At 30.4% G+C, this 14,169-nt stretch carries 17 protein-coding genes; 8 read left to right on the forward strand and 9 right to left on the reverse strand.

The window, feature by feature from the left end:
- Positions 1-14: 14 nt before the first annotated feature.
- Positions 15-668, reverse strand: coding sequence for a TrmH family RNA methyltransferase (locus ACFQ1R_RS14235; protein WP_379926947.1), 654 nt, complete (start codon positions 666-668; stop codon positions 15-17).
- Positions 669-813: 145 nt separating this feature from the next.
- On the opposite strand from ACFQ1R_RS14235, the gene ACFQ1R_RS14240 reads away from it, so the two are divergent.
- Together ACFQ1R_RS14240 and ACFQ1R_RS14245 are read left to right on the forward strand one after the other, a co-directional pair.
- Complete coding sequence (locus ACFQ1R_RS14240; protein ID WP_379926948.1) at positions 814-1,497, forward strand: SIR2 family NAD-dependent protein deacylase; 684 nt, start codon at positions 814-816, stop codon at positions 1,495-1,497.
- 150 nt (positions 1,498-1,647) lie between these two features.
- Entirely contained in the window at positions 1,648-2,442 is a 795-nt protein-coding gene (locus ACFQ1R_RS14245) for a transglutaminase family protein (RefSeq protein ID WP_379926949.1), read from the forward strand.
- Between the two features lie 15 nt (positions 2,443-2,457).
- Here ACFQ1R_RS14245 and ACFQ1R_RS14250 read toward each other — a convergent pair whose 3' ends face one another.
- Entirely contained in the window at positions 2,458-3,192 is a 735-nt protein-coding gene (locus ACFQ1R_RS14250) for a DUF2490 domain-containing protein (RefSeq protein ID WP_379926950.1), read from the reverse strand.
- 104 nt (positions 3,193-3,296) lie between these two features.
- Positions 3,297-4,934, reverse strand: coding sequence for an ABC-F family ATP-binding cassette domain-containing protein (locus ACFQ1R_RS14255; RefSeq protein WP_379926951.1), 1,638 nt, complete (start codon positions 4,932-4,934; stop codon positions 3,297-3,299).
- A 176-nt stretch (positions 4,935-5,110) separates the two neighbouring features.
- Between ACFQ1R_RS14255 and ACFQ1R_RS14260 the strand changes: the two genes are divergently transcribed.
- Together ACFQ1R_RS14260 and ACFQ1R_RS14265 are read left to right on the forward strand one after the other, a co-directional pair.
- Positions 5,111-5,557 (forward strand): KTSC domain-containing protein, encoded by a 447-nt coding sequence (locus ACFQ1R_RS14260; protein WP_379926952.1) that lies wholly within the window; start codon positions 5,111-5,113, stop codon positions 5,555-5,557.
- Positions 5,558-5,615: 58 nt separating this feature from the next.
- On the forward strand, positions 5,616-6,182 hold the full coding sequence (locus tag ACFQ1R_RS14265; RefSeq protein WP_379926953.1) for a hypothetical protein: 567 nt from the start codon (positions 5,616-5,618) through the stop codon (positions 6,180-6,182).
- On the opposite strand, the gene ACFQ1R_RS14270 is transcribed toward ACFQ1R_RS14265, so the two are convergent.
- Complete coding sequence (locus ACFQ1R_RS14270) at positions 6,179-7,417, reverse strand: glycosyltransferase (RefSeq protein ID WP_379926954.1); 1,239 nt, start codon at positions 7,415-7,417, stop codon at positions 6,179-6,181. The two genes, ACFQ1R_RS14265 and ACFQ1R_RS14270, sit on opposite strands and share 4 nt — an antisense overlap.
- A gap of 36 nt (positions 7,418-7,453) precedes the next feature.
- A complete protein-coding gene (locus ACFQ1R_RS14275; RefSeq protein ID WP_379926955.1) occupies positions 7,454-7,927 on the reverse strand; it encodes a heme-binding domain-containing protein in 474 nt (157 codons plus the stop codon).
- Between the two features lie 87 nt (positions 7,928-8,014).
- On the opposite strand from ACFQ1R_RS14275, the gene ACFQ1R_RS14280 reads away from it, so the two are divergent.
- The 3 genes from ACFQ1R_RS14280 to ACFQ1R_RS14290 all read left to right on the forward strand — a co-directional run bounded on the left by ACFQ1R_RS14280 (position 8,015) and on the right by ACFQ1R_RS14290 (position 10,245).
- On the forward strand, positions 8,015-8,572 hold the full coding sequence (locus tag ACFQ1R_RS14280; RefSeq protein ID WP_379926956.1) for an adenylosuccinate lyase: 558 nt from the start codon (positions 8,015-8,017) through the stop codon (positions 8,570-8,572).
- Positions 8,573-8,700: 128 nt separating this feature from the next.
- On the forward strand, positions 8,701-10,044 hold the full coding sequence (gene purB / locus ACFQ1R_RS14285) for an adenylosuccinate lyase (protein WP_379926957.1): 1,344 nt from the start codon (positions 8,701-8,703) through the stop codon (positions 10,042-10,044).
- Between the two features lie 9 nt (positions 10,045-10,053).
- A complete protein-coding gene (locus tag ACFQ1R_RS14290) occupies positions 10,054-10,245 on the forward strand; it encodes a hypothetical protein (protein ID WP_379926958.1) in 192 nt (63 codons plus the stop codon).
- 51 nt (positions 10,246-10,296) lie between these two features.
- Here the strand turns inward: ACFQ1R_RS14290 and ACFQ1R_RS14295 are convergent, their stop codons facing one another.
- The 4 genes from ACFQ1R_RS14295 to ACFQ1R_RS14310 all read right to left on the reverse strand — a co-directional run bounded on the left by ACFQ1R_RS14295 (position 10,297) and on the right by ACFQ1R_RS14310 (position 12,456).
- The gene (locus ACFQ1R_RS14295; protein WP_379926959.1) at positions 10,297-10,839 is read right to left on the reverse strand and encodes a DUF4252 domain-containing protein; all 543 of its coding nucleotides are present in this window, start codon (positions 10,837-10,839) and stop codon (positions 10,297-10,299) included.
- A 10-nt stretch (positions 10,840-10,849) separates the two neighbouring features.
- Complete coding sequence (locus tag ACFQ1R_RS14300) at positions 10,850-11,410, reverse strand: DUF4252 domain-containing protein (protein WP_379926960.1); 561 nt, start codon at positions 11,408-11,410, stop codon at positions 10,850-10,852.
- A 67-nt stretch (positions 11,411-11,477) separates the two neighbouring features.
- Positions 11,478-11,960: a hypothetical protein gene (locus ACFQ1R_RS14305; RefSeq protein ID WP_379926961.1), complete on the reverse strand. Its 483-nt coding sequence runs from the start codon at positions 11,958-11,960 to the stop codon at positions 11,478-11,480.
- A complete protein-coding gene (locus tag ACFQ1R_RS14310) occupies positions 11,947-12,456 on the reverse strand; it encodes an RNA polymerase sigma factor (protein WP_379926962.1) in 510 nt (169 codons plus the stop codon). The genes ACFQ1R_RS14305 and ACFQ1R_RS14310 overlap by 14 nt, the downstream gene beginning before the upstream one ends.
- Before the next feature lie 148 nt (positions 12,457-12,604).
- Between ACFQ1R_RS14310 and ACFQ1R_RS14315 the strand changes: the two genes are divergently transcribed.
- On the forward strand, positions 12,605-14,131 hold the full coding sequence (locus ACFQ1R_RS14315) for a S41 family peptidase (RefSeq protein WP_379926963.1): 1,527 nt from the start codon (positions 12,605-12,607) through the stop codon (positions 14,129-14,131).
- The last annotated feature ends 38 nt before the right edge of the window (positions 14,132-14,169 follow it).

Below are 14,169 nucleotides of genomic sequence, written 5' to 3' on the forward strand. Positions count from 1 at the left end.
TGTACAAAAAAAAGTTATTCAGCATAATATCTAGCCACAATATCATCATAACTTTTTATTGTTTTTTTTATCCAATCTAAACGCTTTTCAATCACTTCATTTTCAGTTAGTTTCCAATTTAAATTTGATTGTCTCAATTTGGTAGTAACATGCTGTAAAATGATGGCTGCCGATACCGATATATTTAAACTTTCAGTAAAACCAACCATAGGGATTTTCAAATAACAATCTGCTGCATTTAAAACATCATCAGAAAGTCCTTCGGTTTCTCTTCCAAAGAAAAAACATGATTTTTTAGTTACATCAAAATCATGTAATTCACAATCGTTAGTATGTGGCGTGGTTGCAACTATTTGATAGCCATTTGCTTTTAAATTGGCAATACAATCTTTAACTGTATGAAACCTATTCAAATCAACCCACTTTTGTGCGCCCATAGCAATTTCTCTGTCTATGCGTTTAGAGTTTCGCTCTTCAACTATATTAACTTCTTGAATTCCAAACACATCACAACTTCTTATTACCGCACTTGTATTATGTAATTGATACACATCTTCTGTGGCTACCGTAAAATGTTTGGTGCGTTGTGCTAAAACTTTTTCAAATTTTTCTTTTCTAGAATCTGTTAAAAAGGTTTCTAAATGGCCTAGTAATTTTGTGTCTATCATGAATCAAAAATAATAAACATTTTGGCATTACTAAGGAAATTTGATTGAAGTAAACCTGTAACATTCTCTCTTAAATTTATTAAATTCAGAATTAACAGATTGCTTCACACCTCACATTAACGGAAAATTTGTTTATTTTTATTAAATGAAAAAACACATAGTTGTATTAACTGGCGCAGGTATAAGTGCCGAAAGTGGTATTAAAACCTTTAGAGATGCCGATGGGTTGTGGGAAGGACACGATGTGATGGAAGTTGCAACACCTGAAGGTTTTGCGGCAAATCCTGAATTAGTTTTAAATTTTTATAACCAACGTAGAAAACAATTATTTGAAGTAGAACCTAACCAAGCTCACAAAGATTTAGCTAGCTTAGAAACTCATTTTAAAGTAAGCATCATTACCCAAAATGTAGATGATTTACACGAACGTGCAGGAAGTACCAATGTAATTCATTTACACGGTGAATTATTAAAAGTAAGAAGTACCATTAATGAAACTGATGTTTTTGAATGGAAAACCGATTTGCTTTTAGGTGATTTGTGTAGAAATGGACATCAACTTCGTCCGCATATTGTATGGTTTGGGGAAGATGTTCCAATGATTGAAACTGCTATAAACATATGTGAAACTGCCAATGTTTTAGTAATTATTGGTACTTCTATGCAAGTTTATCCTGCTGCTGGTTTAATGCATTATGTACCCGAAAATACGCCTACTTATTTTATTGACCTAAAACCAAATATTGCTAGTAAAAAGCATTTAACGGTTATTGCAGAAAAAGCAACTATTGGTGTTAGTCAATTATTCAATCTATTAACCCGTTCATAATTTAATAATTTCTGTGCTTCTTTTTGTTAGTAATTTAAAATCTTACATAAATTAATATAGAAAATTTAACTTCTTTCTTTTAAAAATCATATACTTTTGACCCAATGGTCTATTAGTGAATACCATAATTTTTGTAATACTTTAAAAAGTATGTGGTTACGTGTTAGTTTCGATTTGGTTTTTGATATAGAAATACCAACACCTTTTATCTTAATGTTACGCCCTAGAAGTGGCGCACAACAATGGGTAGCAAGAGAATCGTACAAAATAGAACCTAATATTCAAGCTTATGAATATACCGATGCCTTTGGTAATTTATGCCAACGTGTTATAGCACCTTCTGGTTTATTTTCTATTCAAACTGAAGCTGAAATTAAAACAGCAACCTATGTAGATGAAGCTCCAGATGCGCCTTTTGTAGAAATACAAAATTTACCAGATACCGTTTTAAGTTATTTATTACCAAGCAGATTTTGTGAATCGGATAGATTTAGTGATTTAGCAAATGCCATTACTGCTAATGCTTTACCAGGTTACAACCAAGTTGTAGCTATAGAATCTTGGTTATGTAATACAATTAGCTACATACCAGGTAGTAGCGATTATGCTATTTCTGCTATTGAAGTAAACAATAAGCAATGTGGCGTTTGTAGAGATTTAGCGCATTTAGGAATTGCACTTTGCAGAAGTTTAAGCATTCCTGCGCGTTTGGTGGTAGGCTATTTACATAATTTAGAACCTATGGATATGCATGCGTGGTTTGAAGCTTTTGTTGGCGGACGCTGGTATATTTTTGATGCTACACAATCTGGCAAAAAAGGTGGTTACGTATCTATAGGCTATGGAAGAGATGCAGCCGATGTGCCATTATTTAACCAATATGGACCAGCTGTATATCCCATAAAACATTTAGTGAAAGTTGAGCAAATAGCTAAAGAAAATTAATTTTCACCAACTATTTTAAGCGTGATTTTTTAATTTTTTCAAATTTACATTGTGATGAATAGTAAACCGAACGACGTTCCTGTTATAAAAATCAACACCTGATGGCCTTTGCTGAAACGCATTAAAATAACCCAATTCAAGTCCCATAATTTTTGTAGGCATGTATTGAATACTTCCTCCTACTCGATTCTGGTCAAACACATTGTTTACAATTTTTCCTCCAGCATTTATAAAAACTTCATCAAAAGCTTTTAATGTTACATTTTGAATAACATTATATTGTAATTCTAATCGATACCTTGCTCTTAAATTATTAAATTCGAAGCTTCCATCTGGCTGCTCAAAAAACCTAAAATCTGTCCAATACCGGTGTTCTAAGGCTAATTTATTTGACAATGTTTGTTTGTTGTAAACTTCAAATTGTGGCGTTAACTCTGTAATATTGTAATAGTTTTTAACTTCAGGATTTGTTGGTAATGACTGCTCTATAACTGTAAAACCCACTGCAGCTTTCCAACGGGTATTAAATATGCGTTCTAAACGTGTTCTTGCTAAAAATTGATGTTGGCGCCATGGTGACACAAAATTACGTTCATCAAATTCTTGTGTTATTTGATAAGAATCGTTTAATTTTAATTTTAGGTTATAGCGCAACCATAACAATTGCTGATTTTCTATATTTTTTTGAGCATGCACTTTTGCTATAGCAAAAAACACAAGTAACAAACTAATCAGCTTATATCTAAACATAATTTTCTTAATTATTTTTCACAAATATATTAATTCCTATTAAATATATAGAAATAATAGGTGTTAATTTATCCGAAAGCATTAATTAATTAAAAATAAGCATGTTACTTCTTTAAATCAATCTGTTTTAAATTCTCAATTCGGTTTCTAATTAAGAAATCGTCAATAGTTTCAAAATGTTCAATAACACGTTGGTCTTTAAACTCAAATACTTTTTGTGATAAACCTTGAAGAAAATCGCGGTCGTGTGACACAAGTATTAAAGTACCATCAAAATTCTTTAAAGCTTCCTTTAAAACATCTTTCGATTTTAAATCTAAATGGTTTGTTGGCTCATCCAGAATTAACAAATTGACAGGTTCTAAAAGCAATTTCACCATAGCTAATCGGGTTTTTTCACCACCAGAAAGCACACTTACTTTTTTATCAATATCATCGCCCTTAAACATAAAACCTCCTAATATGGTTTTTATTTGTGTGCGGATATCGCCTTCGGCAACTTCATCAACCGTTTGGAAAATAGTTAAATTTTCATCTAATAACGATGCTTGATTTTGTGCAAAATAACCAACCTTAACATTGTGTCCTAAAGCACATTTGCCTTCAAAATCTATTTCTCCTAAAATAGATTTAATCATGGTAGATTTTCCTTCACCATTTCTACCTACAAATGATACCTTTTCACCTCTGGATATAGACATGTTAGCATCTTTAAACACCACATGATCGTCATACGATTTTGATAAATCTTTTACCGTTACTGGATAATCGCCGGAACGTGGTGCTGGTGGGAAACGTAATTTTAACGCCGAAGTATCTACTTCATCTATTTCTATAATTTCCAGTTTTTCCAACATACGCTCTCGCGATGTAACTTGGTTGGTTTTTGAGTATGTTCCTTTAAAACGTTCTATAAACGCCACATTATCAGCTATAAATTTTTGTTGTTCTTGGTAAGCTTTTACTTGGTGTGCTCGTCTATCTTCGCGTAGTTGTAAATAGTGTGAATAGTTGGCTTTATAATCGTAAATACGACCCATAGTTACTTCTATGGTTCGGTTTGTAATATTATCAATAAAGGCTTTATCATGCGAAATAACCATGACTGCTTTGGCTTTGTTCAACAAAAAATCTTCCAACCAAATTACCGATTCAATATCAATATGGTTAGTAGGCTCATCTAAAAGAATTAAGTCTGGTTTTTGTAGTAAAATTTTAGCCAACTCAATTCGCATACGGTAACCACCACTAAATTCGCTGGTTAATCGGGTAAAATCATCGCGTTTAAAACCTAAACCTGTTAAAGCTTTTTCTACTTCGGCATCATAATTTACATCTTCTAAAGCATAGTATTTTTCACCTAAATCGGAAACCTTTTCTATAATTTTCATGTAGTCATCAGACTCATAATCGGTTCTTACTTCCAATTCTTTGTTTAAGCGTTCCATTTCATCACGCATTTCAAAAACATGTTCAAAAGCTTTTGATGCCTCTTCAAAAACGGTACAATTATCTTCAGTTAATAAATGTTGTGGTAAATAAGCTATTACAGCATCTTTTGGGTAGCGTACATTACCGCGACTTGCTTTTTGCTTGCCTGCAACAATTTTCATCATGGTACTTTTACCTGCACCATTTTTCCCCATAAGGGCAATTTTATCATTTTCATTTATGGTGAAAGATACCTCACTAAATAAGGCTGTTCCGCCAAATTCTACTGCTAAATTATCAACTGAAATCATAGTAATTTTTTAAAGTTGCAAAGCTATAAAAAGAAGTTAGATTTTAGATGATAGACATAAGATTTTAGCACTCAGAAAATAACGCTCAATTTAAACTTATTATCTTTTGTCTTTTATCTGATATCTAGTATCTTAAAAAATAGTATATTCGCGCCTTGTTTTAAAAAAATCACACTATGAAGCGCATCAACGAATACAAAAAATTATTTAACGTTGAAAAAGATATTGACCTTAAACAACTAAAATCTAGTTATAGAAATTTAGTAAAAGAATGGCATCCAGATAAGTTTCAAGCTAGTGATGAAAAAGCTATTGAAGCCGAATTAATGAGTCGTCAAATTATAGATGGTTACCATTTTTTAGTGAGTATTGCACCAGAAACCAAAGCGGCTAATTTAGATGAATATAACGAAACCATTAATAGTCCAATTATAGATTGGCAACATAAAGGTTTGGTTTTAGAAATTACTTTTTTAGATGGTAATACGTATGAATACTTTGGTGTTAATAAAGCTTTGTATATTAAACTTTGTCAATCTGACAAATTAACACGCTTTGCAAAACGCAATATTTTCAATTCGTTTACTTACAGAAAAATAAAGAAAAGTGAAGTTGAAGCTTAATTAAAAATTCTTACGCAACCTTTTCCCTTTTTACACATCTAGATAATAAAAACTGACCATGAAACAAAAACTGATTCTATTATTTTTTATTACCTCTTTTTTTACCTTGAATTTAAGTTGCGACACAAATAACACTTCAAAATCCAAAAGTATAGCAAAATACAAATCGAGTTTAAACGATTGGAATACCTTAAAAAATTTATATGAAAACTCTTATAAATATACCGTAAGCTCTAGTTCTGTTTTTGGGTTTGGCACTAATACCACAATTACAATTGTAAATAATATTGTTATTTCAAGAATGTACGAAGCTTTTTCAGTTTTTGATAAAAACAACAACTATATTGGCTATGAAAATAGATTAGTTTTTGAATCTTACACTGAAAATGCTGAAACTTTAAACGAACATGATTCGGGAGCAATAGCAGTTACAATTGATGCGCTTTATGAAACCTGTTTAAGCGCTTATTTATCAGTTGATTCAGACTCAAACAGCATTACATTTAATGTTGACAATAACAACCTTATAAAAGATTGCTATTATATACCGAATGGTTGTCAAGATGACTGTACTTTTGGTATAAAAATTTCTAGTTTTCAGTGGTTAAACATAGCTAGTAATTAATCTTTTTTATTCTTTTCTTCAATCCATTTACTCATAAACTTGGTGCTTTGCATGGTATTATGTTGTAGCATTTGTCCTGTGAAGTTGTTTAGGCGTTTGTGGTGAAGTTGTTGCCTTGTTTCTTCTAAAACAAGAGCGAATTGTTTTTGAAATTCTACCTTATTGAAACGTTTGTTTATTATTTTAAATCCGTTTTGCTGTTTTTCATCCCAAATATTTTCATGTTCATGTAATAAAACTGCTTTGTTTGCAAAAACTTCAGGTTCATCTTCAACAAAACCATTAGTGTCTAAATTACCATACATCCCTTCTGCTCCAATTGAAGTTGTTATACTTGGTGTACCATTTTGCATAGCATCAATTAATTTTCCTTTTAAACCTGCGCCAAACCTTACAGGTGCTAAACATACTTTAGCTTGTTGCATTACTTCATTCACATTATTAGCAAATCCTTTAATTAAAAAACCATCTTTTTGGTTGTGAAGTTGATTTACTTTTTGAGAAGCATATGCACCATAAACATGCATTTCGGCTTTAGGAAGTTGCTTTTTTATTAATGGCCATATGGTTTCTTTTAAATACAGAACTGCATTGTAATTAGGTTCATGCAAAAAATTTCCAATGGTTATAAAATGATTTCTTTCTTTAAATTTTGGAAGCGTTTGAATCGTTTCTTCTTTAATTTCATCTAGCATAAAGGGTAAATACACTAATAAATCGTCGGGTACATTAAAGTCGTTTTTAAGCATATCCAGTTCAACTTCAGAAATAATAATACTTAAATCGCTTCTATAAATACTTGCTATTTCGCGTTTAGCAAAATCGTTAAATAAATACGATTTATCAAATAGATTTCCATCTTTAAACGCTTGATGTCTGCCTTTTCTTAAACAATGTAAATCTTCGGTGTCTATAATTCTAATAGCATTTGGACATTGTTCTTCAACGCGCCAACCAAATTGTTCTTCCATCATAAAACGGTCAAACAATACAACATTTGGGTTTAATTGCTTTACAAAAACATCAAAACTTGAATTATTTAATTCAACTGTTTTTTGCAAAACACCAATAGTTTCTAAGTTAAATGCATTGTCGCTTTTTGCACATGGGCTTGCAAATGTAATTTGATAATTCTCTGATTGAAAAAAATTAATCAATTGCATCATTCTACTACCAGCCGCAGAACTTTTAGGTTCTGGCCACACAAAACCAATAATTAATAGATGCTTACGCATTATATTGTTCGATTTTTAGATATCTCATTTAAAAACCTACTCTGGTTGCGGCATTAAACTATAGGTTACACGAACTCTTTTTGCCCAATCTATGACAGCTTTTACTTGTGCATCTGTTAGTTTTGCTTCAGAATGTGCCCAAGTGTAAGATTCTAAAGGCATTTCTTTTTCTTCAACCATTTCAATAAGTTCTTCAAATTTATGGTCTTTACGTTTTACCGAATTGCCTTCCCAATTTGATATGTTGAAATGTTTTTTTCCATCCTTTACATGTGCTGCCAACCAATAATTTACAGGTGTAATGTTGTTATACCATGGATATTTGGTTACGTTACTATGGCAATCATTACAAGCTACTTCCAAAATTTGTTTTACATCTGCTGGCGGATTAGTTTCTGCATAAAACGCATCGATAGATGCTAAATCCCCTTCATTTTTTTCAGGTCCAAAAAATTGTGCAATAACAAATACTACTAATAAGAATAATGCGATTTTTTTTGCTAATTTCATGTGGATATATATTTTTAAATAATTAGTTTTAAATGTTCTTAGTTAAATATTTTCGATAATTTAAGCATTAAAAATAGCAAAATATAAATGATTTTAGCTGCATTATACCCAGAATTATCTTCAATAACCGCTTCGCGTGCAGATAGATTAAAATACGCAAATTTGGTTTTGAATGATTTAACCATATTACCAAAGCTTTTGGATATTGTTTTTATGGTTAATGATAAAACATCGTGTCGTGCTGCTTGGGTTTTGGAATTTGTTTGCGAAAAAAACAGTTATGCTATAATTCCTTATTTAGATGATTTTACGGCTAATTTAAAAAAACTTCATCTAGATTCTTCCATTAGACCTATGGCTAAAATCTGTTTTTTTATAGCCCAAAAACACAGTAACAGCAAACCAGATACCTTAAAAAGCAAACACAAAGAACTAATAATTGAAGCCTGTTTTGATTGGATGATAGGCAACCAAAAAATTGCTGCAAAAGCCTATGCTATGGATGCCTTATATTTACTCGGAAAAGAGTTTTCTTGGGTTCATCCACAATTGGTTGAAATATTAAAGCAAGATTTTCAATCGCAAAGTGCTGGATATAAAGTGAGAGCAAAACGCATTTTAAAAAAACTAAAAAATACTTGCTAAATTTAAATACTGCATATAGATTTCTACTTTTAACACGTCTTTTTTTCAACTTTAAAAATCATCAATCGTTAATCGTCATTCGTCAATCTATTTCATATCTTTGCAACTTCAAAAAAACCAAATAACACATGCCATTATCATCATTAAACGCCATCTCACCAATTGATGGACGCTATAGAAGTAAAGTAAACGAATTAGCACCTTTTTTTTCTGAGGAAGCCTTAATAAAATATCGTGTTCTTGTTGAAATCGAATATTTTATTGCACTTTGCGAAATTCCGTTACCACAACTTAAAGGTGTTAATGCAAGTGTATTTGATGATTTAAGAGCTATTTACAAGAATTTTTCTACGGAAGATGCTTTAGCCATAAAAAAGATTGAAAGTGTTACAAATCATGATGTTAAAGCCGTTGAATATTTTATAAAAGAAAAATTTGATGCTTTAAGTTTATCTCCATTTAAAGAGTTTATTCATTTTGGATTAACGTCGCAGGATATAAATAACACTGCCATTCCTTTAAGTATAAAAGAAGCTGTAAACACGGTTTATGTTCCAGAATATACTATTGTTTTAAACAAACTAAAAACATTATCAAAAGATTGGGCTGCAATTTCAATGTTGGCTAGAACCCACGGACAACCGGCATCTCCAACCCGACTTGGTAAAGAAATTGAAGTATTTGTAGTTAGGCTACAAGAACAGTTTAATTTATTGAATGATATACCAAGTGCTGCTAAATTTGGTGGTGCAACAGGAAATTTTAACGCACACCATGTAGCATACCCAAACATTGATTGGAAGGCTTTTGGAAGCAAATTTGTTCAAGAAAAATTAGGCTTACACCACTCATTTCCAACAACGCAAATTGAACATTACGACCATATGGCGGCATTGTTTGATACATTAAAACGCATTAACACCATTATAATTGACTTAAACCGAGATATTTGGACATACGTATCTATGGATTATTTCAAACAAAAAATTAAAGCAGGTGAAGTTGGAAGCTCTGCAATGCCACACAAAGTAAACCCTATTGATTTTGAAAATAGCGAAGGAAATTTAGGCATTGCAAATGCACTTTTTGAATACTTATCAGGAAAACTACCTGTTTCAAGATTACAACGCGATTTAACTGATAGTACCGTTTTAAGAAATGTGGGCGTTCCTTTTGGGCATACTATTATTGGTTTTAAATCTACTTTAAAAGGTTTAGATAAATTATTGTTGAATGAATCAAAATTTGCTGAAGATTTGGAAAACAATTGGGCGGTAGTTGCCGAAGCTATTCAAACTATTTTACGTCGTGAAGCATATCCAAATCCATATGAAGCTTTAAAAGGTTTAACACGTACCAACGAAAAAATAAACCAAACATCTATTTCAAATTTTATTGATACTTTAGAGGTATCTAACACAATAAAAGACGAATTAAAACGTATTACACCTAGTAATTACACAGGAATTTAATTTAAAATCATGCTTAACGACAGACAATCTTTAATACTTTGTGGCTTTGTAGCTGTTGGAATTTTTGTGTCTGGTATTTTAGATGTTTTAGATAATTACATTGTTAAAACCATTTTAACCATTATTTTTTTAGTGATTTTAGCTAACTTTTTTGTAGTCTATTCCAAATCAAAAAAAGAAGAACAAAACGATTTAAAATAAAAAAGGTTTGCCAAATTTGGCAAACCTTTTCTCTATTAACATTATTATAAGTTACTTAAAGAAATTCATAATATCTTTAACTTTTCCTTCATCAACATTGGCACTTTGTAAAACGCTTACTAAAGTTACCATTTTATCAGGACTCATATCATCACCTAATAAACGAACAATTCCGAATCCTAATTCTTTCGAGCTTCCAAAAACAATAACTTCATCTGCAACATCATCAGTACCAACATATTTCACAACTACTTTGTTTCCTTTGTCACTAAACTCCATGAGGTCGTTATATTTTTCATCTTTTAAAATTGTTTTAACTTTTGCTAATTCTAATTTTAAAGTTTCAGCATTGGTTTCATTTCCCTTAAAGCCTAAAAAATTTAACCTTTTTACTGAATTATAAGCTGCTTTTTGCTCGCTAGATAATTTAGACTCATCTATATTCAGCATTGTAATTGGAATATCTTGTGTTATAAAATTTTTAGACTCTTGGTTATCTACAAAATAGCGTTGTAAACTACCACTATCATTACAACTCACTAAAAATGATGCTGTAAATAGAATTGTTATAACATATTTAACTGTTCGATTCATAATTGATGATTTATTTTTTCTTTTTCTCTAAATGACTACCACCTGGTATATTCATTTTTTCGGTTAATTTAGAGATTTCATTTAAATTAATATCACCAGTAAGCGACACAATTACAGTTTCAATTCGGCGTTGCTGCCCATTAATATCAACCGATTCTTTAATAACTTTATCTATGCCGTTTACAAAAATTAAAAGCTCTTTAACATGGTTGGAATCTTTACCTTCTTTTACATAAAATTTCACTTCCGAACCGTTATCTTTTACTTGCATAAGCTCTTCTAAAGAACCAGAACGCGATTTTACCCATTTACTTATGTCGGCAGAAATAGTTTTATTATCAGTCATTATTGTTTTAAAACTGGTAATACTTTTTACCATATCCATATAAGCTTTTGCTTCAGGATCGCCTTCATTAATGCCCATTTTTGCAATCATTTGAAACATTTTTGGTTTTATGGATACAAAGGTTACATCGGAATTATCACTATATTTTTCAAAAATATCTTGTGCCATTCCTGATAGCGGCAATAACATAATTGCCATTACTAATACTATTATTTTCTTATTCATTTTTACTTGTTTTTAATATTAATTTGTTCGACTTTTTACTGAAAAACGTTCAGCTCGTTTTTTGTATTTATTTAAATATGATGCTTTTTGTGTTTTCAATTTCATTTAAATAATCGAGTGTTGATGTCCCTTTTTTTACTTCATCAAGGTAATTTACGGTTGAAACTCCTTTATTAAAATGAGTTGAAATCATTTCTAAATGTTTTGTAACTTCATTAAGCGCATCTTCAGGATTATTATAGGTTCCATAAGCATATTCTTCATAAGAAGAAACAACTGGTGTTTTAAAATAATACCCTAGTGTAAGAACAACAACAGCGGCAACAGCAATCCATTTATAGTTAAATACCTTTTTAGTTTTTAATGGAAGGGCTTTAGTAAATTGTTCTTGTTGGTTTACTAAAAAATAGTGAAACATAGGTTTGTACATTTCTAAATGTGGCGCTACAGTTTCTTGCGAAAAATAGTTTTTTAACTGCTGCTCTTCTTTAAGCGATGTTTCTCCGTTTTCATACTTTTCTAGTAACTTTTCTATACTATTTAATACCATAATTATGTGTATTAGTTAATTTTTCTCTTATTGTTTTTCTAGCTCTAGATAAGGCTACACGTACTGCAGTATTATTCATGTCTAACATTTTTGCAATCTCATCTAAATCATACTCTTCTATATCTCGTAATTGAATGACTAATTTTTGTTGTTCGGGCAAGTCTTCAATTATTTTTTCTACCCAAGTTACACTATCATTTAACTCAACTTGTTTTTGTAAAGATGCATTACCATCTTCATAATTATTATGCACAATTTTTAAATTTTGTGCTTGCTTTGATTTTAATTTATCAAAACAAAAATTCTTAGTCATAGTCATTGAAAATGCTTCAACGTTTTTATAATCTTCAATTTTTGTTTTGTTACTCCATAACTTCAACAATACCTCTTGTGTAGCATCTTCAGCTTCCTCAGTAGATACTAGCAAACGTTTTGCCAAACGAAATACTTTATCTTTAAAAGGCATCACAATATTTAAAAACTCTGTTTGAGTCATTTTTTTGGTTTGTTTTGGTTGGTTTAAAAGAACCCTTAGTAAGGTTATTTGATATTACGACGAACGATAATCTAATTTGTTACAAAATATTTTTAATTATATAATAATGTAATTACATTTACAGTTAAGGATTTTAAAATTTCGATTCATGAAAATAGAAAAGCTACTTTTAAATTTATTAATTATTTCATTTTTTTTTACCAATACTTTTACAAGTTGTAGTAAAAAAGATGAAACTGAAACAGAAGAATTAATAGAAACAACGCCAGTTGCTTTAAACAATGAAATTAATGATTTTGTTTGGGCTGGTTTAAATGAGGTTTACTTATGGCAACAAAATGTACCTAATTTAGCAGATGATAAATTTGCTTCCCAACACGATTACTATACCTTTTTAAATGGATATAATACTCCAGAAAATTTATTCAATTCTTTGTTATATAAAAAAGATGTGATTGACAAATTTAGCTTTTTAGTTGATGATTATATTGCACTAGAAAATTCATTTGAAGGCACAACAAAAACTGACGGATTAGATTTTGGTTTAGTACGTTTTTCTGGTTCAGATAATGTTTTTGGTTACGTTAGATATGTTGCTAATAATTCAAATGCCTCTACTAAAAATATAAAAAGAGGTGATTTTTTTTTAACTGTTGATGGAGAACAACTAACTGTTAATAATTATGCTAATTTATTATTTGGGAATAACGACACTTATACTTTAGGTATGGCGAATATTATAAACAATACTATTTCTTTAAATGGAAAGATAGTTAGCCTTACAAAATCAGAATTCACCGAAAACCCCATATTAATAAACAAAGTTATTGAAGTAAATAATATAAAAATTGGTTACTTAATGTATAATAGTTTTATAGCCAATTTTGATACTGCTCTAAATAACGCCATTGCTGAATTAAAATCTCAAGGTATAACAGAACTAGTATTAGATTTAAGATACAATCCAGGAGGTCGAGTTAGTTCTGCTATTTACTTATCAAGTATGATAACAGGACAATTCAATGGTGAAATTTTTTCTAAAGAACAATGGAATTCTAAATATCAAGCTTATTTTCAAACTAATTTTCCTGAAGACTTAATAAACCGTTTTACTGATAAATTATCTGACAGTACACCCATAACATCACTTAATTTAAATAAGATTTATGTTTTAACTACCAAAGGTTCTGCTTCTGCAAGCGAATTAGTAATAAACTGTTTAGATGCCTACATTAATGTAATACAAATTGGAACAAATACAACTGGTAAATATACCGCCTCGGTTACTTTGTATGATTCTCCTAACTTTGGAAGAGACAATGCAAATCCTAGACACACTTATGCTTTACAACCTTTAGTCTTAAAATCCGCAAATGCTAAAGGTATATCTGATTATTACAATGGTCTAATTCCTGACCATTTAATTACTTATCAAACAAGTTCAGGTACTACTGCTGAAGGTGAAAATATACTTAATTTAGGTGTTTTAGGTGATATTAACGAACCCTACTTACAAAAAGCAATAGCCTTAATTACAGGATCTACAACCAAAATTAACAATAAAAATACTAGTAAATTAATTAGTATAGATGTTGAACCAGTTGCTGATAAAAAAGATTTTACACCACTAGGAAAAGGTATGTATAAAACTTTAAAACTTAATAAATCACTATAAACCATGTTTATTAAACATATTTATGCTTTTCATATTAA

The organism is Mariniflexile jejuense (assembly GCF_042675665.1).
GTDB lineage: Bacteria > Bacteroidota > Bacteroidia > Flavobacteriales > Flavobacteriaceae > Mariniflexile > Mariniflexile jejuense.

Bases quoted from the DNA above. Each gene is read 5' to 3' on its own strand.
- ACFQ1R_RS14235 (WP_379926947.1), bottom strand. From the start codon at position 668: ATGATAGACACAAAATTACTAGGCCATTTAGAAACCTTTTTAACAGAT.
- ACFQ1R_RS14240 (WP_379926948.1), top strand. From the start codon at position 814: ATGAAAAAACACATAGTTGTATTAACTGGCGCAGGTATAAGTGCCGAA.
- ACFQ1R_RS14245 (WP_379926949.1), top strand. From the start codon at position 1,648: ATGTGGTTACGTGTTAGTTTCGATTTGGTTTTTGATATAGAAATACCA.
- ACFQ1R_RS14250 (WP_379926950.1), bottom strand. From the start codon at position 3,192: ATGTTTAGATATAAGCTGATTAGTTTGTTACTTGTGTTTTTTGCTATA.
- ACFQ1R_RS14255 (WP_379926951.1), bottom strand. From the start codon at position 4,934: ATGATTTCAGTTGATAATTTAGCAGTAGAATTTGGCGGAACAGCCTTA.
- ACFQ1R_RS14260 (WP_379926952.1), top strand. From the start codon at position 5,111: ATGAAGCGCATCAACGAATACAAAAAATTATTTAACGTTGAAAAAGAT.
- ACFQ1R_RS14265 (WP_379926953.1), top strand. From the start codon at position 5,616: ATGAAACAAAAACTGATTCTATTATTTTTTATTACCTCTTTTTTTACC.
- ACFQ1R_RS14270 (WP_379926954.1), bottom strand. From the start codon at position 7,417: ATGCGTAAGCATCTATTAATTATTGGTTTTGTGTGGCCAGAACCTAAA.
- ACFQ1R_RS14275 (WP_379926955.1), bottom strand. From the start codon at position 7,927: ATGAAATTAGCAAAAAAAATCGCATTATTCTTATTAGTAGTATTTGTT.
- ACFQ1R_RS14280 (WP_379926956.1), top strand. From the start codon at position 8,015: ATGATTTTAGCTGCATTATACCCAGAATTATCTTCAATAACCGCTTCG.
- purB (WP_379926957.1), top strand. From the start codon at position 8,701: ATGCCATTATCATCATTAAACGCCATCTCACCAATTGATGGACGCTAT.
- ACFQ1R_RS14290 (WP_379926958.1), top strand. From the start codon at position 10,054: ATGCTTAACGACAGACAATCTTTAATACTTTGTGGCTTTGTAGCTGTT.
- ACFQ1R_RS14295 (WP_379926959.1), bottom strand. From the start codon at position 10,839: ATGAATCGAACAGTTAAATATGTTATAACAATTCTATTTACAGCATCA.
- ACFQ1R_RS14300 (WP_379926960.1), bottom strand. From the start codon at position 11,410: ATGAATAAGAAAATAATAGTATTAGTAATGGCAATTATGTTATTGCCG.
- ACFQ1R_RS14305 (WP_379926961.1), bottom strand. From the start codon at position 11,960: ATGGTATTAAATAGTATAGAAAAGTTACTAGAAAAGTATGAAAACGGA.
- ACFQ1R_RS14310 (WP_379926962.1), bottom strand. From the start codon at position 12,456: ATGACTCAAACAGAGTTTTTAAATATTGTGATGCCTTTTAAAGATAAA.
- ACFQ1R_RS14315 (WP_379926963.1), top strand. From the start codon at position 12,605: ATGAAAATAGAAAAGCTACTTTTAAATTTATTAATTATTTCATTTTTT.